At 60.8% G+C, this 21,545-nt stretch carries 18 protein-coding genes; 6 read left to right on the top strand and 12 right to left on the bottom strand.

All coding sequences use genetic code 11. The annotated features are described in order from the left end of the window. Nucleotides 1–163 precede the first annotated feature (163 nt). Nucleotides 164–1,318 carry a zinc-dependent alcohol dehydrogenase gene (locus ACN19L_RS01730; RefSeq protein ID WP_426491830.1) on the top strand — a complete coding sequence of 385 codons (1,155 nt, stop codon included), beginning with the start codon at nt 164–166 and terminating at the stop codon, nt 1,316–1,318. 13 nt (nt 1,319–1,331) lie between these two features. Further along, complete coding sequence (locus tag ACN19L_RS01725) at nt 1,332–1,862, top strand: hypothetical protein (protein WP_426491829.1); 531 nt, start codon at nt 1,332–1,334, stop codon at nt 1,860–1,862. Nucleotides 1,863–1,967: 105 nt separating this feature from the next. Here the strand turns inward: ACN19L_RS01725 and acs are convergent, their stop codons facing one another. The 7 genes from acs to ACN19L_RS01690 all read right to left on the bottom strand — a co-directional run bounded on the left by acs (nt 1,968) and on the right by ACN19L_RS01690 (nt 11,480). Next, nucleotides 1,968–3,881, bottom strand: coding sequence for an acetate--CoA ligase (acs, locus tag ACN19L_RS01720; RefSeq protein ID WP_426491828.1), 1,914 nt, complete (start codon nt 3,879–3,881; stop codon nt 1,968–1,970). A gap of 69 nt (nt 3,882–3,950) precedes the next feature. Continuing rightward, nucleotides 3,951–4,328: a response regulator transcription factor gene (locus ACN19L_RS01715; RefSeq protein WP_426491827.1), complete on the bottom strand. Its 378-nt coding sequence runs from the start codon at nt 4,326–4,328 to the stop codon at nt 3,951–3,953. 146 nt (nt 4,329–4,474) lie between these two features. Then, nucleotides 4,475–7,231: an ATP-binding protein gene (locus ACN19L_RS01710; RefSeq protein WP_426491826.1), complete on the bottom strand. Its 2,757-nt coding sequence runs from the start codon at nt 7,229–7,231 to the stop codon at nt 4,475–4,477. 157 nt (nt 7,232–7,388) lie between these two features. Then, nucleotides 7,389–7,604, bottom strand: a complete 216-nt coding sequence (locus tag ACN19L_RS01705) for a hypothetical protein (RefSeq protein WP_426491825.1) — start codon at nt 7,602–7,604, stop codon at nt 7,389–7,391. 159 nt (nt 7,605–7,763) lie between these two features. After that, nucleotides 7,764–9,266 (bottom strand): MFS transporter, encoded by a 1,503-nt coding sequence (locus ACN19L_RS01700; RefSeq protein ID WP_426491824.1) that lies wholly within the window; start codon nt 9,264–9,266, stop codon nt 7,764–7,766. A gap of 117 nt (nt 9,267–9,383) precedes the next feature. Then, entirely contained in the window at nt 9,384–10,895 is a 1,512-nt protein-coding gene (locus ACN19L_RS01695; RefSeq protein ID WP_426491823.1) for a hypothetical protein, read from the bottom strand. Nucleotides 10,896–11,057: 162 nt separating this feature from the next. Further along, nucleotides 11,058–11,480 carry a transposase gene (locus tag ACN19L_RS01690; protein ID WP_426491822.1) on the bottom strand — a complete coding sequence of 141 codons (423 nt, stop codon included), beginning with the start codon at nt 11,478–11,480 and terminating at the stop codon, nt 11,058–11,060. 299 nt (nt 11,481–11,779) lie between these two features. Between ACN19L_RS01690 and ACN19L_RS01685 the strand changes: the two genes are divergently transcribed. Beyond that, nucleotides 11,780–12,205 carry a hypothetical protein gene (locus ACN19L_RS01685; RefSeq protein WP_426491821.1) on the top strand — a complete coding sequence of 142 codons (426 nt, stop codon included), beginning with the start codon at nt 11,780–11,782 and terminating at the stop codon, nt 12,203–12,205. On the opposite strand, the gene ACN19L_RS01680 is transcribed toward ACN19L_RS01685, so the two are convergent. Together ACN19L_RS01680 and ACN19L_RS01675 are read right to left on the bottom strand one after the other, a co-directional pair. Beyond that, nucleotides 12,192–12,959: a DUF2490 domain-containing protein gene (locus ACN19L_RS01680; RefSeq protein WP_426491820.1), complete on the bottom strand. Its 768-nt coding sequence runs from the start codon at nt 12,957–12,959 to the stop codon at nt 12,192–12,194. The two genes, ACN19L_RS01685 and ACN19L_RS01680, sit on opposite strands and share 14 nt — an antisense overlap. Before the next feature lie 79 nt (nt 12,960–13,038). Continuing rightward, nucleotides 13,039–13,962 carry a M28 family peptidase gene (locus ACN19L_RS01675; protein ID WP_426491819.1) on the bottom strand — a complete coding sequence of 308 codons (924 nt, stop codon included), beginning with the start codon at nt 13,960–13,962 and terminating at the stop codon, nt 13,039–13,041. Nucleotides 13,963–14,094: 132 nt separating this feature from the next. Between ACN19L_RS01675 and ACN19L_RS01670 the strand changes: the two genes are divergently transcribed. Continuing rightward, nucleotides 14,095–15,009, top strand: coding sequence for a flavin reductase family protein (locus tag ACN19L_RS01670; RefSeq protein ID WP_426491818.1), 915 nt, complete (start codon nt 14,095–14,097; stop codon nt 15,007–15,009). Nucleotides 15,010–15,022: 13 nt separating this feature from the next. Here the strand turns inward: ACN19L_RS01670 and ACN19L_RS01665 are convergent, their stop codons facing one another. The 3 genes from ACN19L_RS01665 to tsaE form a co-directional block, all read right to left on the bottom strand. Further along, nucleotides 15,023–15,490: a hypothetical protein gene (locus ACN19L_RS01665; protein ID WP_426491817.1), complete on the bottom strand. Its 468-nt coding sequence runs from the start codon at nt 15,488–15,490 to the stop codon at nt 15,023–15,025. Nucleotides 15,491–15,585: 95 nt separating this feature from the next. Beyond that, on the bottom strand, nt 15,586–16,815 hold the full coding sequence (locus tag ACN19L_RS01660) for an alanine dehydrogenase (RefSeq protein ID WP_426491816.1): 1,230 nt from the start codon (nt 16,813–16,815) through the stop codon (nt 15,586–15,588). Nucleotides 16,816–16,900: 85 nt separating this feature from the next. Then, a complete protein-coding gene (tsaE, locus tag ACN19L_RS01655) occupies nt 16,901–17,326 on the bottom strand; it encodes a tRNA (adenosine(37)-N6)-threonylcarbamoyltransferase complex ATPase subunit type 1 TsaE (protein WP_426491815.1) in 426 nt (141 codons plus the stop codon). A gap of 164 nt (nt 17,327–17,490) precedes the next feature. Between tsaE and ACN19L_RS01650 the strand changes: the two genes are divergently transcribed. Next, complete coding sequence (locus ACN19L_RS01650; protein ID WP_426491814.1) at nt 17,491–18,747, top strand: pyridoxal phosphate-dependent aminotransferase; 1,257 nt, start codon at nt 17,491–17,493, stop codon at nt 18,745–18,747. 284 nt (nt 18,748–19,031) lie between these two features. Continuing rightward, on the top strand, nt 19,032–21,479 hold the full coding sequence (locus ACN19L_RS01645) for an outer membrane beta-barrel protein (protein WP_426491813.1): 2,448 nt from the start codon (nt 19,032–19,034) through the stop codon (nt 21,477–21,479). The last annotated feature ends 66 nt before the right edge of the window (nt 21,480–21,545 follow it).

Genomic DNA, 21,545 nt, shown 5'->3' with positions numbered 1-21,545 from the left:
CCTAATTCGGGTATTCCAGCAGCTTTAAGAAGAACCTTGCGGGCAGGGGCTAGTACTATGCAGGACTACCTCTGCCCTATTCCGGGATGGTCTGCCGCAGGCAGCATGGCCCCGCCTACAGGCAGCAAAAACAAACTTCCATTCGTTCTCTAAGTCCACCTGTATGTTAGCAATGGATTACCGGGGCCCCAAGCGGGTCCGCGCCATTCAGAAACCCATGCCCGAGATAAAGCATCCGCAGGATGCTATTGTGCGGGTATTGCGCACCTGCATCTGCGGCTCCGACCTGCACCTGTACAACGGCAACGTACCTGATACCCGCGTGGGCTCTACCTTCGGCCACGAGTTTGTGGGCGAGGTGGTGGAAATTGGCTCCGAGGTGACCAAACTCAAAACCGGCGACCGGGTGATTGTGCCCTTCAACATTGCCTGCGGCGAATGCCACTTCTGCCGCCAGGGTATGTTCGGCAACTGCCACGAATCCAACACCGAGGCGTCGGCTGTGGGGGCCATTTTCGGGTACTCCCACACGGCAGGCGGCTTTGATGGCGGCCAGGCCGAGTACACCCGCGTGCCTTACGCCAACGTCGGCCCTACCATCATTCCGGAGGGTATGGACCTGGACGACGCCGTGCTGCTCACCGACGTGGTGCCTACCGGCTACCAGGCCGCCGAAATGGCCGGCATCCAGACCGGCGACACGGTGGTAGTGTTCGGAGCCGGTCCCATCGGCATCATGGCCGCCCGCTGCGCCTGGCTGTTCGGGGCCGGCCGCGTCATCATCATCGACCAGGAAGACTACCGCCTGGAGTTTGCCCGCAATTACTCCTACTGCGAGGCCTACAACTTCCGGGAAATGAACGACCCGGTGGTGTTCATCAAAAAGATTACCGACTGGATGGGGGCTGATTGCGTGATTGATGCCGTGGGGGCCGAGGCCGCCGGTAATACGATGCAGACTATCACGGGCCGCAAGCTGCTGCTGCAGGCCGGCTCGGCCACGGCCCTGCACTGGGCCATCAACTCCGTGAAGAAAGGCGGCGTAGTGAGTATTGTGGGCGTGTACGGACCTACTGACAACCTGATTCCGATTGGCAACGTGCTCAACAAGGGCCTCACCATCCGGGCCAACCAGGCCTCGGTGAAGCGCCTGCTGCCCCGCCTGATCGACCACGTGCAGAATGGTGTACTCAACCCCAAAGGCCTGATTACGCACCGCCTGCCCCTGGAAGAAGTGGCCGATGGCTACCGCATGTTCTCGGCCAAGCTCGATAACAACATTAAAACTGTGCTGCTCCCTCCCACCGCCAACCAGTAACGCTGCCCTCATCATGGAAAACAAGCGAACCGACCCCACCCAGATTAAAGGCTGGGGCATAGATGCCGACCCCAAGAACGACCCCACCTACCCCATGCGGGACCGGATGAACGTGAGCCAGGACCCGGACAGCAAACACCGGCCTGCCTCCCTTCAACCCGTAACGACGGAAGTGCTACGCTCCATTGAGCGGCCCAACATATCGGCGGTATTTGGCACGCCAGCCCCGCCACGAGGCCTTAGCGGCCTGATTCGGCGGGCCGCTTTCCATTACAGCGAAAACCGTTACCGGCACTGGCTACCCCTCATCGTGGCCGACCGGGTAAACGTGATAGAGGGGATTGTAGGCGACTTAGCACATGGTAAAGTCCCCAATATCTGGGCCGAAAAAGGCTATGATGTGGAGTGGAAGTATAACCGCACTGCCTTTATTACCAAGATGTCCATTATCGGGGCCATTACGGCTGGAATGGTGGTGTGGCTGTCGTCGGGCAAGAAAGAAAAAAAGGCTCTCCTGAAGAAAAATTACCTGAGCCGATATTAAAAGTTCCAGTTGCTTTTGCCTGATAAAAAAACGCCTCAGCTTTTCAGCTGAGGCGTTTTTTTGGAGCAGCGCCACGTAGTCACTGGCTGTGTAGCCCCCCTCCAGTTACTTTTTGCCCTTGATAATTTCCTCTACCACGGCCGGATCGAGCAGGGTAGTCGTGTCGCCGAGGGAACTGGTTTCGCCTTCGGCCACCTTACGCAGGATGCGGCGCATGATTTTGCCGGAGCGGGTTTTAGGCAGGCCCGATACCAACTGAATCTTGTCGGGCTTGGCAATTTTACCGATTTCGGCCACTACGGTTTCAATAATGCTGGCTTCGACGTGGGCTTTGTCGGAGTCCCGCTCACATGCTCCGTCACGGCAAATCACGTAGGCGTAGATGCCCTGGCCCTTTACATCGTGGGGGTAGCCCACCACGGCCGATTCCACCACGTTGGGGTTCTGGTTGATGGCGTTTTCGATTTCGGCCGTGCCGAAGCGGTGGCCTGATACGTTAATCACGTCATCCACGCGGCCAATGATGCGGTAAAGGCCCTGCTCGTCGCGGCGGGCCCCGTCGCCGGTGAAGTAATAGCCGGGGTAAGCGCTGAAATAGGTCTGCACGGCCCGCTCATGGTCGCCGTAAGTGGTCCGGATGATGCCGGGCCAGGCCTGCTTGATGGCGAGGTAGCCCTCCTGGTCGTTACCCTCAATCTCCTGGCCTTCCTGCGTGAGCAGCACGGGCAATACGCCCGGCAGCGGCAACCCGGCCCGGGCCGGTACGCTGGGCGTAATGCCCGCCAGCGCCGAAATCATGATGCCGCCGGTTTCCGTCTGCCACCACGTATCCACAATGGGGCAGCGCTCCTTGCCCACGTGGGTGTGGTACCAGTGCCAGGCCTCCTCGTTGATGGGCTCCCCCACCGAGCCCAGCACCCGCAACGAATCGAGCGAGTAGCTGAGCACGTTGTCCAGGGGAGCGGCCATGAGGCTGCGGATGGCCGTGGGCGCGGTGTAGAAAATGCTGACCGAGTGCTTGTCAATCACCTCCCAGAAGCGGCCGGCATCGGGGTAGGTGGGCACGCCCTCAAACATGAGCGAGGTACTGCCGGCCAGCAGCGGGCCGTAGAGCAGGTACGAGTGGCCGGTTACCCAGCCAATATCGGCGGTGCACCAGTAGATGTCGTTTTCTTCTACCTGAAATACGTTGCGGAACGTGTAATCGGCCCACACCATGTAGCCGGCGGTGCTGTGCACCACGCCCTTGGGCTTGCCGGTGCTGCCCGAGGTGTAGAGGATGAACAGCGGGTCCTCGGCGTCCATTTCCTCGGCGGGGCAGGTTTTGGCCACGCCTTCCACTTCCTCGTGGTACCACACGTCGCGGCCTTCCTCCATCTGCACGGGCCAGCCCAGATGCTCCACCACCAGCACGCGGCGCACCGAGGGGCAGGTTTCCAGTGCTTCATCCACCACGCGCTTCACCGGAATCTGCTTGGGGCCCCGGTTGAGACCGTCGGAGGTAATGACCACGCTGGCCTGGGCATCGTTCACCCGGTCGGCAATGGCGGTGGCCGAGAAGCCGGCGAAAATCACCGAGTGAATGGCCCCAATGCGGGCGCAGGCCAGCACGGCCACGGCCAGCTGCGGAATCATGGGCATGTAGATGCACACCCGGTCACCTTTCTCCACGCCGTTGTTGTGCAGCACGTTGGCAAACTGGCACACCTGCTGGTGCAGCTCGCGGTAGGTTAGGCGCAGGTGACGCTCCTTGGGGTCGTTGGGCTCCCAGATAAGAGCCAGCTTGTTGCCGCGGGTAGCCAGGTGGCGGTCCAGGCAGTTTTCGGTGATGTTGAGGCGGGCCCCCTGGAACCACTCGTTGCGGCCGGCGGGCATATCGGAGCTGAGCACTTTATCCCACTTGCGCCGCCAGGTAAACGGGGCGGCCACGGAGGCCCAGAACTCTTCGGGGTGGTTGATACTCAGGTGGTAGGCTTCGTGGTAGCCTTCGATGCTACGGATGCGGGCGTGATCGGGCATGGGTGGCACTGGGGGTTTGATGGGGGCTTGAGTTGGCAAAAGATAGGAAGTTTGAGCTGGTAGAAGCCGTTAAGCGGGCATATTCAGCAGGTTTTTTACCATGGTCATAAGCTGACGAGTGCTGAAGGGTTTGGGAATGTACAGGTCGGCACCGGCTTCGTAACCTTTCTGGATGTCAGCCTCTTTGCTTTTGGCCGAGAGGAAAATGACGCGGGTTCCGGCCCGGTCGGGGCGCTGGCGCAGGTGGCGGCACACCTGGTAGCCATCCACATCGGGCATCATCACATCCAGCAACACCACATCGAAGGCCTGCTCATCCACCGCAGCCAGGGCCTCGGTGCCGTTACGGGCAATGCTGACCTGGTAGCCGCTTTTGCGCATCAGAAACTCCAGGGACATGACGATGTTGGGTTCGTCATCGACAATGAGTATGTGGGGCGTGTTCATGTCAATTAGTAATTAAGAATTAGTAATTAATAATTGCCAAAGGCGGCAAAGCCGATACACGCATGTTCACGATATAACCCTTCCTGCCAAGCTGCATGCAGCAGAGCAGAATCTGACTGTGTAAAAGAATTACTCATTACTAATTCCTAATTATTAATTAAAAAGGGCAGCTCCACCGAAAACCGGGCCCCTTGCTCAGGCTGGCTTTCCACCCAGATGCGGCCGGCGTGCAACTCCACAATTTTGCGCGTAATAGCCAGGCCAAGCCCCGAGCCCTCGGGCTTGCGGATGGTTTGGTGGCGGGCCTGAAAAAACTTATCGAAGATGAGCTGGTGAAACTCGGGGGCAATACCTTTTCCATTGTCTTGTACCGTAATGCGCAGGGCTGCCGACAGCACCTTCACCTCCACCGCAATGCGTCCCAACCCGCCGGCCCGGCACGACTTTACCGCGTTACTGAGCAAGTTCACCAGCACCTGCATGAGCCGGTCCCGGTCGCCGGGGAGTTGGGGCAGAGCGGGCGGCACGGCCAGGTCCAGCTGAATCTGCTTGTCGCGCAGGAGCTGGCCCACGGCTTCCAGGGCATCGGTTACCACGTCAGCCACATCCACCGGAGTAAGCTCCAGCGTGGCTTTACCCGATTCGTACTTCTCCAGATCCAGCACCAGCGTAATCAGCCGGCTTAACCTCTCCGACTCTTTGGTGATGGTGAGCAGGAAACGTTGGCGCTCTTCCTCCTCCACGTCGGGGTTATCGGAGAGGATTTCGGCCAGGGCGCGGATACTGGTGAGCGGGGTGCGCAGCTCGTGCGTGACGGTGTAGAGAAATTCGTCCTTGTGCTGGTCGAGCTCCTGAAGCTGGTCGTAGGCCTGCTGCAGCTGCTGGGTGAGGCGCTGGAGCTGGCGCTGCTGCTTCTGGAGCTGGCGGTTGGCTTCCAGCAGCTGCTGGCTTTCCCGCAAGATGCCCACCACGCTATCAAAGCTGATATCCTCCACCCCCACTGAGGAACGCAGCAGCAGCCGGGCCGAGGCCGGGCCGATGGAGCCGGCCAGCAGCTTTTCGGCGTAAGCCAGCAGGCGGGGGTCGGCCTGGGGCGGGGCTACGGCATCGGTTACGTGAGCATCGGGGAAGCGCGTCTCAAATACGCGCAACGCCTGGTTGGTCCGCTTCTTTCCGAGGAAGCCCACCAGCAGCGTCCGTACGTCGGGCAGGGCGGCGGCGCTGTGCCAGCCGGCCGGCCCTTCAAAACTAGTACCGTGGCGGAATACATTCACAAACAACTCGGCCTGGCGCTGCTCCAGAACCGAGGGCTGCCGCCGCAGTGACACGCCCACGTACAGCCCCAGGTTGAAAAACCAGCTCCAGAATAATCCGTGCGAGAGGTAGTCCAGCCCTTCTAGCCCGAACAACGCAAACGGCCGCAGCCAGCGGAATCCAAACAGTCCTTCCGTCAGCAAGGTATCCGGCAGCAAATCAGGCCCTACCATGGTGGGCAGCACCAGCGTGAAAAACCACACCGCAAAGCCCGCCGAAATGCCCGCCGTGGCTCCCTGGCGGGTGCCACCCTTCCAGTATAGTCCGCCCAGCACCACCGGCACAAACTGGGCCACCGCCGCAAACGAGACCAGCCCAATATTCACCAGCGGCAGTAAGTGCCCCACCGCCACATAGTAGCCAAACGCCAGCAGCAACACCAGCACCACGGCCATGCGGCGGCTATTAAGCGCCACCTGTCCCAGGCGGGCAAACCAGTGCGCCGCCTGGCCCCGGGCCGCCGGAATCCGCACCAGCAAGGGCATGAGCAGGTGGTTGCTCATCATCACGCTCAGGGCAATAGTTTCCACGATAATCATGCTGCTGGCCGCCGAGAGGCCGCCCAGGTAAATCAGCAGGGCCAGCCACGGGTGCCCGGCCTGCAGCGGCAGGGCCAGCACAAACGTATCGGCGTCGAAGCGGCCAGCCGCATCCAGGAGGCGGCCCCCGAAGGCCATGGGCAGCACCAGCAGGTTGATGACGATGAGGTAGAGCGGGAACAGCCACATGGCCTTGCGCAGGTGGTCCTCATTCACGTTTTCCACCACCGATACCTGAAACTGCCGGGGCAGCAGCAAAATGGCCGCCATGCTCAGTAACAGCAGCGTAAACCATTGTCCGGGCGTGGTACCGGCCCCGTCCAGCGTAAACAGGCGGCCCAGCTCAGGCCGGGCGGCGGCCCGCTCGAACACATCAGCAAACCCATTAAACAGACCGTACGTGACGAACAGCCCGGCCGCCAGAAACGCCACCAGCTTCACCAGGCTTTCCAGGGCCACGGCCAGCACCATGCCTTCGTGCCGCTCGGTGGCCTCAATGGAGCGCACCCCGAACACGATGGTAAAAAACGCCAGCGCCACGGTGGTATAAAAGGCCGAGCCCGCCGCCGCCGAAGCATCCTGCACCGGCAGGTTCAGGGTGGCCACATCCCGGGTCAGAATATCGAAGGAAGCGGCAATGGCCTTAATCTGCAAGGAAATGTAGGGCACCACGCCCAGCACGCATACCACCGTCACCAGGGCCCCCAGGCCGGCGCTTTTGCCGTAGCGGGCCGAGATAAAATCGGCAATGGAGGTGAGGCGCTGCCCGCGGCAGATGCGGATGATTTTGCGCAATACCAGCCAGGAGGCCGGGGCCATGAGCGTGGGCCCCAGGTAAATCCCAATGAACTCCAGCCCAAAATGCGCCGCCCGCCCCACCGAGCCGTAGTACGTCCAGGCGGTGCAGTACACGGCCATGCTCAGGGCGTACACGTAGGGGTTGCTCACCAGACTCCGCCGGGCCGCCGACCGCCGCTCCGCCGCATACGCTACTCCAAACAGCAGCACGAGGTAGCCGAAGGAAAAGCCAATGACAAGCAGGGAGGACATTTTTTGAGAGTTGAGTTATGAGTTAGAAGAGTTGAGTTATGAACTGGAAATCAGTAGGTGGGCGGCGGGGTTTGTTGGTGATTTCAAAGCAGGCTAGGCTGGCAACGATGGCTGGCTTTCCTACCTGATTGATACTTCATAACGCATCTCTCAAACCCTATCCCTCCTTCCGAATCAACCAGCCGGTGAGCAGTACCAGCAAACTCCACACAAGCAGCACGTAGAGGTAAAGCACCGGGATGCCGGCTACGCGGGCATCGTGGTTGAAAACGCCCAGGAAAGGAAAGTTGAGCAGCACGGCGAACAGCAGGGCTACAAACAGCAGCCGCTGTCCGCGGCGCTGCTCGCTTTTTTCGGGATGAGAGGCAGACATGGCGGCAAGTAAACGGATGATGAAATGCAACGCAATGCCAAGGCCGTTCATGGCGCCGTTCAGAGGATAACACCCCAGCCGGCCGGCCCTGAAGTGCAAAGTCCGCCGAACCAGCGGCACGGCGGACTTCCCAGATGCAAAGATTTCCTACCTGCTCCACTAGTCCATGATGCGCACGTTGCGCACGTCGCGCATGTAGGCAACACCAATAACGAAGCAGATTAGAGCTACAATGCACGGGTACGCCAGGCCAATGAGGCTGCTGTGGTCTTTAGCGAAAGTGCCTTCCGGCTGGGTAGTGGCCCACACGCCAATCCAGGTAGCCACCAGTGGCACAAAGCCCCCGAACACGCCGTTGCCGATGTGATACGGCACTGAGAGGCTGGTGTAGCGCACTTTGGTGGGGAACAGTTCTACCAGGTAAGCCGCAATGGGTCCGTACACCATCGTCACGAACAGCACCAGAATGAACGTCAGGGCAATCATGGCGGGCACATTCGGGGTGAGGGCTTTCATGACGGCGGGCACAGCTTTACCGGCAGCATCCACCGTGGCGGGCGTAATCTCAGTGAGCGGGCCGGCAAATGCCTTAATGCCGTAAAACAGCGGAATGGTAAACAAAGCCCCGCAGATCATACCCGTCATGATGATGCGCTTGCGCCCAATGCGGTCTGACAGGGAGCCGAAGTACACGAACAGCGGCGTGGCCAGCAGCATGGCCACTACCAGAATGGTGCTGGAATCCACAAGGTCCATTTTCAGAGTGTTATTCATGAAGGAATACGCCTGAAACTGGCTGGTGTAGAAGATTACGCCCTGGCCCATGGTAGCGCCGAACAAGGCAATGAGTACCAGCCGGCGGTTCACGGGGTTCATGAAGGAATCACGCAGCGGGTTGGTGCTGGTGGTGCCGGTGGCCTTGGCCTTGGCAAACAGCGGCGACTCGTGCAGCTTCCGCCGGATATAGTACGAGGCAATTACCAGCAAACCCGACAGCAGGAACGGTACGCGCCAGCCCCACTCCTTGAAGGCATCCTCGCCCATAATCTTGCGCGTCAGCACAATAACCGAGATGCTCAGAATAAGGCCGCCGGTGGCCGTAATTTGGATAAAGCTGGTGAAGTAGCCCCGCTTCTTATCGGGAGCGTGCTCGGCCACGTAGGTGGCGGCCCCACCATATTCGCCGCCCAGGGCCAGGCCCTGCAGCAGGCGTAGCACCACCACAATCAGGGGCGCGGCAATGCCAATGGTGTCGTAGCTCGGAATCAGGCCCGTGATGAACGTGGCCCCCCCCATAATCAGCAGCGTCACCAGGAAGGTGTATTTACGCCCGATCATGTCGCCGAGGCGGCCGAAGAACAGCGCCCCGAACGGCCGCACCACGAAGCCGGCCCCAAATACGGCCAGTGCCCCCAGCAACGAATCCTCCAGCTTGCCCGCGTGCCCAAACAGCACCGGCCCGATAATAGCCGCCAACGAGCCGAAGATGTAAAAGTCGTACCACTCAATAACGGTGCCCACCGATGAAGCGGTAATCACCTGCCAGATTTTGCTGGTGGAAACGGTGTTGTTGTCGTGGGCCACGGCATCATCGGCGGGTGCCGAGCCGCCCACGGGCACCGCGCCGGCATAGGCGCTGCGCTGCGGTTGGGTTTGGTCCATTGTAGTGGGATTTTAGGGTTGCTGATTGGTTTATCGGGAGTATGCGGTTCCGCGGCCGTCGGCAAGGCAGTAGAGCCGTCAGCGGGCCGGGCTTTCGGCGGGCGACGACCGAAGGGGTTACAGGGCTACCTGCGTCTGGAGGGTAATTTCGGGGCGGTAGCGCACGTTGTTCACGTTGGTGAAGTCAGGGCGGGCGCGGTAGTTGAGCGTGAATTTGGCGTTATGTCCATCCACGTAGAAGTTGGCCCCGGCATCGAAAATGTTTACGTTTTTCTGCTCGCCACTGCTGGTGCGCAGGCCCTCGTAGCCGGCCAGCAGGTGCGAGGCATAGGGCTGCACCCGCAGCTTGGGGCCCAGCAGGCTTTTGGGCAGCAGGTAGCCGGCCTGCACGTACCCCACATTGCCGGTACCGGAGTGCGGCACGGCGTTGCCGCGGCGGGCATCGGTGCCCCAGCCGGGGTTGGCTGCCCCAATAAAGCGCACGTGGTTGGGGCCCATGTTGTAGTTGTAGTACACGGCATAGGCAGTAAAGGCCGTACCGGTTTCCTTGTTAATGGGCGTATCAAAAAATACGTCGGCCGAGAACAGGGCAATGTCGTGCTTGTTGGTGGCCACGGTATTCAGCGCATTGGCACCGGCGGCCGTCGCGGCATCAATGGCGGTGGCATCCAGCACGCTGCTCGTCGGGCGGGAATACATGCCGTCCTTATTGTAGAAGAAGCCGGCCCCGATGTTGAATACACGCTTGGCTCCCAGGTACGTACCCACGTTGAAGGGCAGCAGATTGGCCTCCTGGTCCAGAAACTCGTAGCTGGCGTAGCCCTGGTACACGTGGTTGGTACCCTGCGGATTGTACTGCGCCACGTTACTGCCTGTATTTACCCGGGCGGTGCCCGTGCCGGTGGTGGTACCCAGGCCCAGCGGCGTACTGAACGCCCCGGTCTGGTTGGTCAGGAACGACTCATTCACTGACAGCACGTAATCCAGCTTGCCTACGCGGCCCTTGCCGTACACCCCAATGCCCCGCACAAACTGGTCGATGGCCTCAATGGTAGGCCAGTTGGTAAGCGGCGCGTCTAGGGTGAGGTAGTTGATAGTGCTGGAGCGCGTCATGCGCGAGAGGCCATTCTGGTAGTGCATGCCAGCCCCCAGATTCAGGTACTGGTTTACCTTGTACTCCACCACGGCTTCGTGCACGAACAGCTGGGGCTTCTTGCCATCCACGGTGGGGGCCGTACCGCCGCTCACGGCCGTCTGGTTGTTGATACCAATGTGGGTATATACCAGAAACCGCGGGTTCAGCTGCGAGAGCACAATCAGACGGGAGCGGCGCAGCGAGAAGTCAAGCTGGTCAGACTGGGGCTTGCCGGGGGCGCGCAGCGTGCCGGTGTTGTTTTTGGTGTAGCGGCTCCAGATCTGGTGCCAGGTAATAAACCGCAGATACTTGGTACCATCGGCCGACAGGTTTACCTTCATTCCGGAGCCGTAGGGCACCGTTTCAGTGGGCGTGGTAGCGGGTGCCGCCACCACCGGGCCGGGCGGGCCGGGCGGAGGCATTGTGGGGGCGCCGGGCGGTGGTGGCGGCGTTACCTGGGCAGCGGCCCCGGCGGCGGCCAGAAGCGCGCTCAAGGTTAGAGCGTAGCGGGTACACAACATACAGCAGGGTGGATTGGGATGAGGCGGCAAAACACCACTGTCCGGCCACACAACGGCGGAAGTGGTGTTCCGAAGTAGAAAAATCCCCGCCGATAAGCCGAAACCTAGCTATACTTGTGCTAAGCATCTATAGCCCTAGGCTTGCTTAAAACGCTCCCATTTGATCATCATGTACTTATCACCCAACTCTGTTACAATCAACCCCGCTGCTTTCAGATTTTCAGGTTTCTGAAAGAACTCCGCCAGCTCCTTCTGATTGAGAATTTTGTAGGTCGGGTGATAATCCGTCTGGCGCGGGGCCTTCACGCCGTACTTCTTCACCCAGTTCATCACCGACACGTGGCTTACGCCCAGCAGCCGCTCAATTTCCCGGTAGCTTACCCCTTCTACGTACAGCTGCAAGGCCTTAATTACGTAATACGAGCTGGTTTCCTTGCCCGTTTTGGCCACTGAATAATGGTAGCCACAATTCTTGCACTTGTACCGCTGCCGCCCGCCTACTACCCCACTTTTAGTAGCTTCCATTGATTCGCACTTGGGACAACGCAACTGGGACATGGCAGGGTGAGTAAGGACTTACAAAGCAACTATAGCTATTTAGTAAACATATACTAATTTAGCAATAAAATAGTTTTCAATACTTCATACTACGCATGGGGGCACTAAAGCATCGTCGCGGTACCTACTGCCGAGACCACAAGAAAATACGCGGCGGCAAGCGGCGACTAAAACGCCTTTAGGCGGAAGGTACCTGGGCCGCACCGCTGTCTGTCGATACACTGCAGAACCGGCACTACTGCTATGAAAAGCTGGGGCTGCACCCCTGGCATTGGCACCACCGGCAGCCCCCGAAACAGGTGCGGCAGCTGGCCGCCCAGCATCTACTCACCACTTTCTTCGCCTGGCAGCCAGCCCTGGCTGCGCTAGCCGAACCAGTGTATGCTGCCGTGTGGTTGGCGGGGCCGGAGTTTGCGCACGGCTCCCAGGTAGTAGCGGGAATAGATGAAAGAACAGCGTATTACGAGACCATATTCGGGCAACCAGCCCCCAATGGCCCGCCCCTGCCCGCCGAATACCAGCAACTGCCCGATGCCGATAAGCTGACGTGGCAGACGTACCCCTGGGAAGTGGGCTATGATGCGGACGATTTTCCGGGTGGCTGGCCCGACAGCTTGCGCCGATACCCACACCATGAGCACACATATTCCGATGGTCGGCTCTTCCTGATCGTGCAAACCGGCTGGGTGTGGGTGGGGCAGCTGGCCGATGCTACTCCCCGGTAAAATCCAGATTATACAGCACATTCAACCGGAAGCCCTGGTTGATTTCGAACACGGGCCGCCCCGAAACCGGCTCCGGCACGGCGTGCTGACTGATCTGGTGCAGGTAGTTCAGTTCTACCTTGGCATTGTCCGCGAACTGGTAGCCCAGGCCGCCGGACAAGCGGTTCTGGTTGAACACATTATCGCCCACGTTGCGGCCAAAGCCGATGAACACCTCATCAAAAGCGTTCAGGTACCACTCCCCGTCTTCCACGGTAGGCCCCTGCAGCGGCCACTCCGCCGCCAGTTGGTAGCGGATGCGATTCTGATACTCCCAGGACTGTACCGCCCCCCGGCCCTCCTGGGCGCGGGTGCCCAGCCAACGCTGCTCCAGCCGTAGCCGGTGGTTCAGGGCAAGACGGCCCAGCTGGTCATCCAGGGAAATGTCTTCGTAGAGGCGATTTTCCGGCTCGGGACGGTTAGGCACCGTGGGGTAGCGGCCGTAGCGGTGGGTTTGGAAATAGGTGTAGCCGCCCGACGCTTTCACCCGCTCCGACAGCCGGCGCACCAGCCCCAGCCGCGCTAACTGCTGCTGCGGGGCCCAGTTGACACGCCGCCACTGGTACTCCGTGTGCAGGGCCCAATCAGGGCTAAGTTTGTGGTCGCCGGAATACACAACCCAAGCCAGCGTATTGTGGTCGAGCAGGCGGGGCGACTGGCCGAAGCCGACGGTAGTGAGCAGGCAGCCAGCCAGCAGGAGAGCGTATTGTTTCATTCACGGCACCCGCAAAGGGCGGGGTCAAACGAAGGCAGTACGCCCCCAAACAGCCTGGGGTTGGTATGGTGACCGAATTTTACCGGCCCGCCACTACGGCCAGCAGGGCATCCACGGCCAAACCCAGCCGGCGCATATCCAGCCTGCCCAGCGTATCAGTGGGTTTATGATAGTGCTTGTTGCGGTAAAAGGCGGTATCAGTAATGAGCAGGGCCGGGTAGCCGAAGTGCCAGTAGTTGAGGTGGTCGGAAAAGTCGATACCGGGCAGCCAAGCGGGAGCTTTAAACCGCTTCACCGGCAACGCCGCCGCGGCCCGGTAGCGGCGCGCAAACTGCCGGCCAAAGCGCCCGTTCCCGAATTTCTGAGCCACCGTCACGTAATTACCCCGGGTGCCGTACACCCATTGCAGCGGCTTTACCGGATAGTCCTGCGTGTGCTTCCGGTCGTCGAAATATCCCAGTGTTTCCAGCGCCACCATGCCCCGTACCGGCACGCCGGCCCTGCGCAGCGACTCGGCGTGCACGTAGCTGCCCATGTGCCGGGTACGGAAAAACGGCGGCTCTTCCAGCGTGTAGGCCACTACATCAATGCGATAGGGCAAAGCTTTTTCCCGTCCCAACAGCCGGGCCAACTCCAGCAGAGCCGCCACGCCGCTGCCGTTGTCGTCGGCTCCCGGCTGCTCCCCGCACACGTCATAGTGTGCCCCAATCACGAGGCGCGGCCCACTCTCCGGCCCAAAATGCCCGAGAATGTTGCGGTAGGTGCGGCCCTGCACTTCATAGGGCTGCTCCGCAGGGTGGGCACCCACCGCCGCCAGTTCCGCTTGGATGTAGTCGGCGGCTTGGTTGAGGCTGGCTTCGTGCAGGTAGTTGCGGGGCTGGGGCGTGCCGGTGAGGGCTACAATATGCTGGCGCAGCCGGGCCGTATCGGCGGGTAATCCGGCGGGCTGAGCCAGTGCCGAGGTGGTCAGCAGCCACAGGAACGAGAGTAGTACGAAACGCATAGATCGGTTTGCGGTGAATAGGCTCATCTTTTCGATTGAACGGCTACCGCGCCCGGTGGCGTATGCCAGAACAGCACCCGGCGGGTAAAATCGGGGAAGAATATTTGCCGGCCAACGCCGAACTTCGCCCCCATGACTACTCCCACCCCGTTCCGCAGCATCGTCCCGTCCAGCCTCTCGCCCTCCGACTGGCACCCGTTTATGGTGGGAGCCGTGGCCCCGCGCCCGGTGGCCTTCGTGAGCACCGTGGCGGCCGATGGCAGCGTGAACCTCAGCCCCTACAGCTTTTTTAACTGCTTCGGCTCCAACCCGCCCATCCTGGCCTTCTCCCCCGCCAACCGGGTGCGCGACAACTCCCAGAAGCACACCCTGCAGAACGTGCGCGAGGTAGCCGAGTGCGTGGTGCACATCTGCAGCTACGATATGGTGGAGCAAATGTCGTTGGCCAGCACGGAGTACGCTAAGGGCGTGGATGAGTTTGTGAAAGCCGGCTTCACGGCCGTGCCCAGCCAGCGGGTGCGCCCGCCCCGGGTGCTGGAAGCGCCGGCCGCCTTCGAGTGCGTAGTGGAGCAGGTGATGGAGCTGGGCCAGAACAACGGGGCCGGCAACCTGGTGCTGTGCCGGGTGGTGCTGGCCCACTTCCGCGAAGACATCATCCTGCCCTCCGGTATCGGCATCGACCCCGTAAAGCTGGACGCCATAGCCCGCCTCGGCGGCGACTGGTACAGCCGCTCGGCCGCCACGCTGTTCGAAGTGCCCAAGCCCAACCGCAACCTCGGCATCGGCATCGACCAGCTCCCGGCCCACATTCGCACCTCCGATATCCTGACTGGTAACAACCTGGGCCGCCTCGCCAACATCGAAGTACAATCCATTCCTACGCCTGCCGAGGTGCAGGCCTTCCGCCAGGAGCCCATCGTGAGCTATACCCTCAGCAAACATGCTGAGGCCGCTGAACAGAAATCAGCCTTAGTGCAACTGGGTAAGCAGTTGCTGGAAGAAGGCCGCCTGCTGGACGCCTGGAAGGTGCTGCTGCTGGCGGAGTAGAGAATACACCAACCTATACCGGCGGCATCATCCGGAAATACCTTGGCCTCAGCCGGCGTGCGAGATACTGGGGCAGCGGGCCGCCTTGCAGGTAGGCGTTCAGCACGCGCTGGTACTGCTGCGGCCCGAACCGACTGAGGCGCAGCAGGCCGTAGCCGGTGATCAGGCTACCCAGCAGAATGTCGCCGTTGGCCTCTTGCTGCCGGGTTTGGTAATACTGCTTATCCTGCTTTTTCAGGCCGGTGGTAGCCAGCATACCCTTCTCTACCACGGCCGTAGCGGCCAGGCCGGTGCCCGCCTGCAGCCAGCCGCGGGTAGCCTGACTGCGCCGCATAAACAGGTACCGCACAGCCCGGAGCGTATCGGAACGGTCGTACCGAGCGGTACTGAGGTCAGAGTGGGACTGGGCAGTTTGCGCCCGTAGCGAACTGTTGGCAGCCAGCCACAGACCAGCCGTCAGCGGTAGTAATTGTCGGATCATAGCAGGTATTGAGAGAGAATAAACACCGGCTAGAGGCCGCGCAATATTCACGCCAGCCGACTGAATCGTTCACAAAATCTGTGGAATCAGTGGCCTTAGTTGCGCACGGCAATCATCAAAGCCAGCTCCTTATAGCGCATGTTGAACTTGCGGGCAATGCTGGCGTTGGTGAGCGAGCCTTTGTACACGTACACCCCGGAGCGGAAATGCTCGTTGGTGAACAGCACCTCATTGATGCCGCCGTGCTGGCTGATTTCCTGTAGAATGGGCGTGAAGATGTTGCTCAGCGCATTGGTGGCGGTGCGCGGTACCCGGGAGGCAATATTGGGTACGCAGTAGTGAATGACGTCGTATTTGCGGAAAACGGGCTTGCTATGACTGGTCATTTCGCTGGTCACGAAACAGCCACCCTGGTCAATGCTCACATCGATAATCACGGAGCCCGGCGCCATCGTGGACACGGCGTCCTCCGATACCATAAACGGAATACGACCTTCCTCGGCATTTAGCGCCCCAATCACCACATCGGCGCGGCGGATTTGTTGGTTCAGGGCGAAGGTATCGAAGGTGCTAGTGTACAGCTGAGGCTGCCCTAAGTTCTGCTTGAGCCGACGAAGTTTATATAAGTGATTATCAAATACTTTCACCTCGGCCCCCAGCCCGATAGCCGCCCGTGCGGCATACTCGGCTACCGTACCAGCCCCCAGGATAACTACCTGGGAAGGTGGCACGCCCGTGATACCGCCCAGAATAATACCCTTACCCTCGTTGGAGCGGGCCAGATACTCGGCGGCAATCAGCATAACGGTGGAGCCGGCAATTTCCGACATGGCCCGCACCACCGGCCGCGCCCCCGAGGGGTCTTTGATCAGCTCAAAGCTGATGGCGTTGACTTTCTTGCGCAGCAGGGCCGTAATGTATTCGCCCGTGAGGGAGCCAAACTGCAAAGCCGAAATCAGCGTCTGCCCGGCCCGCAGATACTCCATCTCGTCGTAGGTGGGCGGGGCCACTTTCAGGATGATGTCGGCCTCGAATACTTCCTTTTGGGAATACGCCACCGTGGCCCCGGCTTCGGAATACTCATGGTCGGAGTATTTGCTGGGCTCCCCGGCTCCGCTTTCCAGCAGAATCTCGTGGCCGGCCTCCACCAGGTGCTTCACGGCCTCGGGCGTGAGGCAGATGCGGTTTTCCTGCAAGGACGTTTCCCGGGGCAGCCCGATGAACAGCTTCCGCTTCCGGGTTTCCACGGCCAGCATGGATTCCTGGGTGAAGTAGGCGCGGCTGGTGGCCAGCGACTCAAATCCGGAGGGCACTGCGTCGGGCATAATGGTTTGATTAGTAATTAGTAATGAACAATTAGTAATGGCTTTTCGATGGTTGGCACTAGCCAAGCCCCCAAATTCCTCATTCTTAATTACTAATTACTAATTCCCTGGAGGAGGGTCCGGTGACGGTAAGGGTGATGAGCAGCCGATCCGGGGGCAGCAGGGCCTCAATGCGGCTGGGCCACTCAATCAGGCAAAGATAACCAGAATCGAAGTACTCAAGGGCCCCGATGCCTTCGGCCTCGCGCGGGTGGTCGAGGCGGTAAAAATCAAAGTGGTAAATGGGCTGGTTCTGCCCGTCCCGGTACTCATTCACCAGCGAAAAAGTAGGGCTGCTGACTTCCTCCTGCACCCCCAGGGCCCGGCACAGGGCTTTGATGAATGTAGTCTTACCGGCTCCCATTTCCCCTTCGAAGCAGATAATGGTATGTCCCTGCAGGGCGGCGCTGACCTGCGCGGCGGCCTGGGGCAACGCTTCGAGGGAGGGAATGTCGACGGTCTGGGTTGTCATCTGAAAAAGGCCGGGTAAATACGCCTGAATAACCTGAGCCCGCAAATTTGGTTAATCTGCCTCAGAATTGCGGACCCAGCTCTGATTTTCGTGGTTTTTGCCGGCGGCACCGGGCCCGGCAGCCGCAGCCTTCTATATTTGGCCGATCCAAACCACGACAGCCCATGCAAGTTTCGAGAATGGCCGGCAGCCTGATTGGCTCCGAAATCATCAAAATCGGAAACGAAGTAAACGACATGATTCGCAAGGGGGAGCAAATCTGCAACCTCACCATCGGCGACTTTGACCCGTCCATTTTCCCTATTCCGGCGGAGCTGGAGGCCGAAATTACCAAGGCCTACCAGGCCGGACACACCAATTACCCGCCCGCCAACGGCATGGCCGCCCTGCGCGAAGCCGCCGCCGCTTTCACCGAAACCCGGCTGGGCCTCGCCTACTCGCCCAACGATTTTCTGGTGGCCGGGGGCTCTCGCCCCCTCATCTACGCCACCTACCTGGCCCTGGTGGACCCCGGCGACAAAGTGGTGTTTCCGGTGCCCAGCTGGAACAATAACCACTACTGCCACCTCTCCTCGGCCGAGGCGGTGATGGTGGAAACCCGCCCCGAAAACAACTTCATGCCCACGGCCGCCGAGCTGGCTCCGCACCTGGCGGGCGCTACGCTGCTGGCTTTGTGCTCCCCGCTTAACCCCACCGGCACCGTGTTCAGCCGCGCGGATCTGGAAGCCATCTGCGACCTGGTGCTGGCCGAAAACAAACGCCGGGGTCCCGCGGAAAAGCCACTGTATCTGCTCTATGACCAGATTTACTGGCTACTGACTTTCGGCAACACCGAGCACTACGACCCCGTGAACCTGCGGCCCGAGCTGCGTGACTATACCGTGTACATTGACGGTATTTCCAAGTGCCTGGCCGCTACCGGCGTGCGCGTGGGCTACGCTTTCGGGCCGGCCACGGTGATTGATAAGATGAAGGCCATTCTGGGCCACGTGGGTGCCTGGGCCCCCAAAGCCGAGCAGGTAGCCACCGCCAAGTACCTGCCCGAAACCGCCGCCGTGGATGGATTCCTGGATTCGTTCAAGCAGAAAGTGCAGCGCAGCCTGGAGGCGCTGCACCAGGGCCTCCAAGCCATGAAAGCGGCCGGCCTGCCCGTTGACTCCATGGTACCAATGGGCGCTATCTACCTCACGGCCAAGCTGGATGTACTGGGCCGCACCACCCCCGGCGGGCAGGTGCTGACTTCTACCAAGGAGCTGACCTCCTACCTCATCAGCGAGGCGCGGCTGGCTTTGGTGCCGTTCAGCGCGTTCGGTACCGATGGCTCGGCCCCCTGGTTCCGCATGTCGGTGGGCGGCGCCTCACTGGAGTCCATTGAGGCCGCGCTGCCCCGGTTGCAGGCGGCCCTGGAAGCACTACGGTAACGCTTGGCACTTGATTGTGGCCGTATTGCTGGCTGACCGGGGCGCAATGTCCCGGTCAGCCACTCTTTTTTTGCGGCTTCCCGCCGCTGGGCTGGCCGGGCTTTTTATGTACTGTCCGCTTCGTCCGACTCTCCGGTATTCTTTGCTATATTTCGCTGATTGTTCGGGGCTGTAAATCGGCGCTGAGCAATTTCTGCCCCTTTTTGGATGGTACCTGCGCTGCCATTCTACCCTTACCCCCTATTGCACTTTCCGATTTCCACAACCAACCGGAACGTGTATTTATGCTCTTTATTCCTAACCGGCTTGCTGCCGGTTGTGTAGCCGCTGCCGGTAGTCTGCTGGCCTGCTCAGAAACCCAGGCGCAGGCGCGGCTGATTCCGATTACCGGTACGGTGCTGAGTACGGCCGGACCATTGGAATTTGCCACCGTTACCCTGCATCAGGCCACCGATTCGGCCGTTGTTAAAACCGAATTCAACGACCAGGCTGGTCACTTTACGTTGGCGGTACCCGCCGAAGGGCGGTATCTGGTATCGGTGAGCCAACTCGGCTACGGCCGCTGCTGGCACGGCCCGGTAGTAGCTGGCAACCAGCCCATGCCAGCTTTGGAATGTCGGCTCAAACCCGGAGCCACCCAGCTGCAGAATGTAACCGTGACCGGCCAGCGCCCCCTGTTCGAGCGCCTGCCGGACCGCACCGTGGTGAACGTGGAAGGTAGCGTGCTGAGCGCCGGCAACACCAGCCTGGATGTGCTGGCCCGGGCGCCCGGCGTAACCCTGGACGCTAACGACAACCTGGGCCTGCGGGGCCGCCAGGGGCTGCTGGTGGTGCTGGATGGCAAGCGGGTGCCCCTCACCGGCCCCGAGCTGGCGGCCATGCTCCGGGCCCTCCCGGCCGAGCAAGTGGCTACCATGGAGCTGATTACGAACCCGCCCGCGAAATACGATGCCCAGGGCGGAGCCGGCGTCATTGCCATCAACCTCAAGAAAGACCAGCGGCTCGGCTTCAACGGCAGCGCCAACGCCGCCTACGGGCGGGGCCGGTACGGTAAGTTCACCAGCGGCCTGACTTTGAACTACCGCCGCAAAAACGTCAACCTGTTCGGCTCCTACGCCTACGCCGACCGCCAAACCTGGCAGCGGCTGACCATCGACCGCACGTATTTGCAGGACGGCCAGCCCGCGCGGTTTCTGGAGCAGACGAATACCCCCCGGGGCCATTTACAGTCGCACACGTGGCGGGCCGGGGCCGATGTCACGCTCAGCTCCCGCACCAGCCTGGGCCTGGCCGTAAGCGGACTGGAAAGCCAGCTGCCTTCCATCGGGCCCAACGAATCGCGCCTGTATGATGCGCAGCACCAGCTTACCGATGTGGTGCTGGCCCAAAACCAGCGGAACCTGCTCACGCCCAATGCCACGGCCAACGTGCTGCTGCGCCACCTGTTCCCAAAAGATTCGCTGGGCACCCCGGAGCTGACCGTGGATGCCGATGCGGGCCGGTACCGCCTCACCCGCACCCTGGACCTGACCTCGGCCTCCGCGCTGCGGCCCGGCGCGCTGCCCAACCGGCTGCTGGGCGACCAGCAGGGCACGCTCACGCTGCTCAGCGCCAAAACCGACTATGTGCGCAACCTGCGGCACGGCCTGCGGCTGGAAACCGGCCTGAAAGTCAGCCGCGTTACCTCCCGCAACGACGTGCTGTTTGAGCGGGAGCAAAACGGCGGGAGCCGGCAGGTTGATACCAACCTCAGCAACCAGTTTCGGTATGAGGAAACCATCCGGGCAGGGTATTTTACGTTGAGTCGCAGTAGCCGCCGCCTGAGTATTTCGGCGGGGCTGCGGGCGGAGCAAACCAATACGCTGGGCCGGCAGGCCGTGGGCAATCAGGAGTTCAGCCGCCGGTATTTTCAGCTGTTTCCCTCGATTAACCTGCAAAAGCCCATCAGTGAGGCGCATCAGCTGGCTTTCTCGCTCAGCCGCCGCCTCGACCGTCCTACCTACAACCAGCTCAACCCGTTCCGCTCTTACGTTGACCCCACCTCCTACCGCGTGGGCAACCCAGCGCTTTGGCCCCAAATCAGTACCCAGGCCGAAGTGACACACACCTACCGGCACCAGACCACCACGGCGCTACGCTACACCTACACCCGCCGGCCCATTCTGAGCGTGTACCTGCTGGACCCGGATGGACTGATTGCGGCCACCGACGTGAACCTGGCCAGCCAGGACTACTGGGGCCTGACGGTTTCCTCGCCCTTTACGCCTACGGCCTGGTGGAAGCTGTACGCCAACGCCGAGCTATTCTACATCCGGTTTCGGGGCCAGCTGCCAGGCTCCCCGCTCCCACTCAGCCAACCGGGAGCTATCCTGAGCCTGAACTCCACGTTCACCCTGCCGCAGGGCTGGAGTGCTGAGCTGAGCGGTAGCTACAACTCGCTGGAACGCTACGGGTACCAGCTGGTGCGCTCCTACGGGCAGTTCGGGATGGGCGTGCAGAAAACCTTGGGGCGGGCCACCCTGAAGCTGAACGTGGCCGATGCCCTCTACACTCTTCCGCTCCGGGCCACTTCCCGCTACCAGCCCTTGTCCGAGTCGTTTCGCTCGGCCCAGGATTCCCGGGTAGTCACGGCCTCGGTGACCTACCGGTTTGGCAACGATAAGGTAGCGGCAGCCCGCCGCCGGGCTGGTAGCGCAGAGGAGGAAAAGCGGCGCGCTTCGGGCGTGCAGTAACGCCTTCGGGTGCCCGGCCGCCGTAGCTCGCAACGGTGTAACTACAGTTACCTGATTGGCAAAACC

Source organism: Hymenobacter sp. 102 (assembly GCF_049949205.1).
In the GTDB taxonomy this organism is placed as follows: Bacteria; Bacteroidota; Bacteroidia; order Cytophagales; family Hymenobacteraceae; genus Hymenobacter.
Note: the sequence above shows the minus strand (reverse complement) of the source record. Positions and strands in the feature narration are given on the sequence as shown.

Excerpts from the sequence above, each read along its gene's own strand:
- ACN19L_RS01730 (WP_426491830.1), top strand. The coding sequence starts at position 164 with ATGTTAGCAATGGATTACCGGGGCCCCAAGCGGGTCCGCGCCATTCAG.
- ACN19L_RS01725 (WP_426491829.1), top strand. The coding sequence starts at position 1,332 with ATGGAAAACAAGCGAACCGACCCCACCCAGATTAAAGGCTGGGGCATA.
- acs (WP_426491828.1), bottom strand. The coding sequence starts at position 3,881 with ATGCCCGATCACGCCCGCATCCGTAGCATCGAAGGCTACCACGAAGCC.
- ACN19L_RS01715 (WP_426491827.1), bottom strand. The coding sequence starts at position 4,328 with ATGAACACGCCCCACATACTCATTGTCGATGACGAACCCAACATCGTC.
- ACN19L_RS01710 (WP_426491826.1), bottom strand. The coding sequence starts at position 7,231 with ATGTCCTCCCTGCTTGTCATTGGCTTTTCCTTCGGCTACCTCGTGCTG.
- ACN19L_RS01705 (WP_426491825.1), bottom strand. The coding sequence starts at position 7,604 with ATGTCTGCCTCTCATCCCGAAAAAAGCGAGCAGCGCCGCGGACAGCGG.
- ACN19L_RS01700 (WP_426491824.1), bottom strand. The coding sequence starts at position 9,266 with ATGGACCAAACCCAACCGCAGCGCAGCGCCTATGCCGGCGCGGTGCCC.
- ACN19L_RS01690 (WP_426491822.1), bottom strand. The coding sequence starts at position 11,480 with ATGTCCCAGTTGCGTTGTCCCAAGTGCGAATCAATGGAAGCTACTAAA.
- ACN19L_RS01680 (WP_426491820.1), bottom strand. The coding sequence starts at position 12,959 with ATGAAACAATACGCTCTCCTGCTGGCTGGCTGCCTGCTCACTACCGTC.
- ACN19L_RS01675 (WP_426491819.1), bottom strand. The coding sequence starts at position 13,962 with ATGCGTTTCGTACTACTCTCGTTCCTGTGGCTGCTGACCACCTCGGCA.
- ACN19L_RS01670 (WP_426491818.1), top strand. The coding sequence starts at position 14,095 with ATGACTACTCCCACCCCGTTCCGCAGCATCGTCCCGTCCAGCCTCTCG.
- ACN19L_RS01665 (WP_426491817.1), bottom strand. The coding sequence starts at position 15,490 with ATGATCCGACAATTACTACCGCTGACGGCTGGTCTGTGGCTGGCTGCC.
- ACN19L_RS01660 (WP_426491816.1), bottom strand. The coding sequence starts at position 16,815 with ATGCCCGACGCAGTGCCCTCCGGATTTGAGTCGCTGGCCACCAGCCGC.
- tsaE (WP_426491815.1), bottom strand. The coding sequence starts at position 17,326 with ATGACAACCCAGACCGTCGACATTCCCTCCCTCGAAGCGTTGCCCCAG.
- ACN19L_RS01650 (WP_426491814.1), top strand. The coding sequence starts at position 17,491 with ATGCAAGTTTCGAGAATGGCCGGCAGCCTGATTGGCTCCGAAATCATC.
- ACN19L_RS01645 (WP_426491813.1), top strand. The coding sequence starts at position 19,032 with ATGCTCTTTATTCCTAACCGGCTTGCTGCCGGTTGTGTAGCCGCTGCC.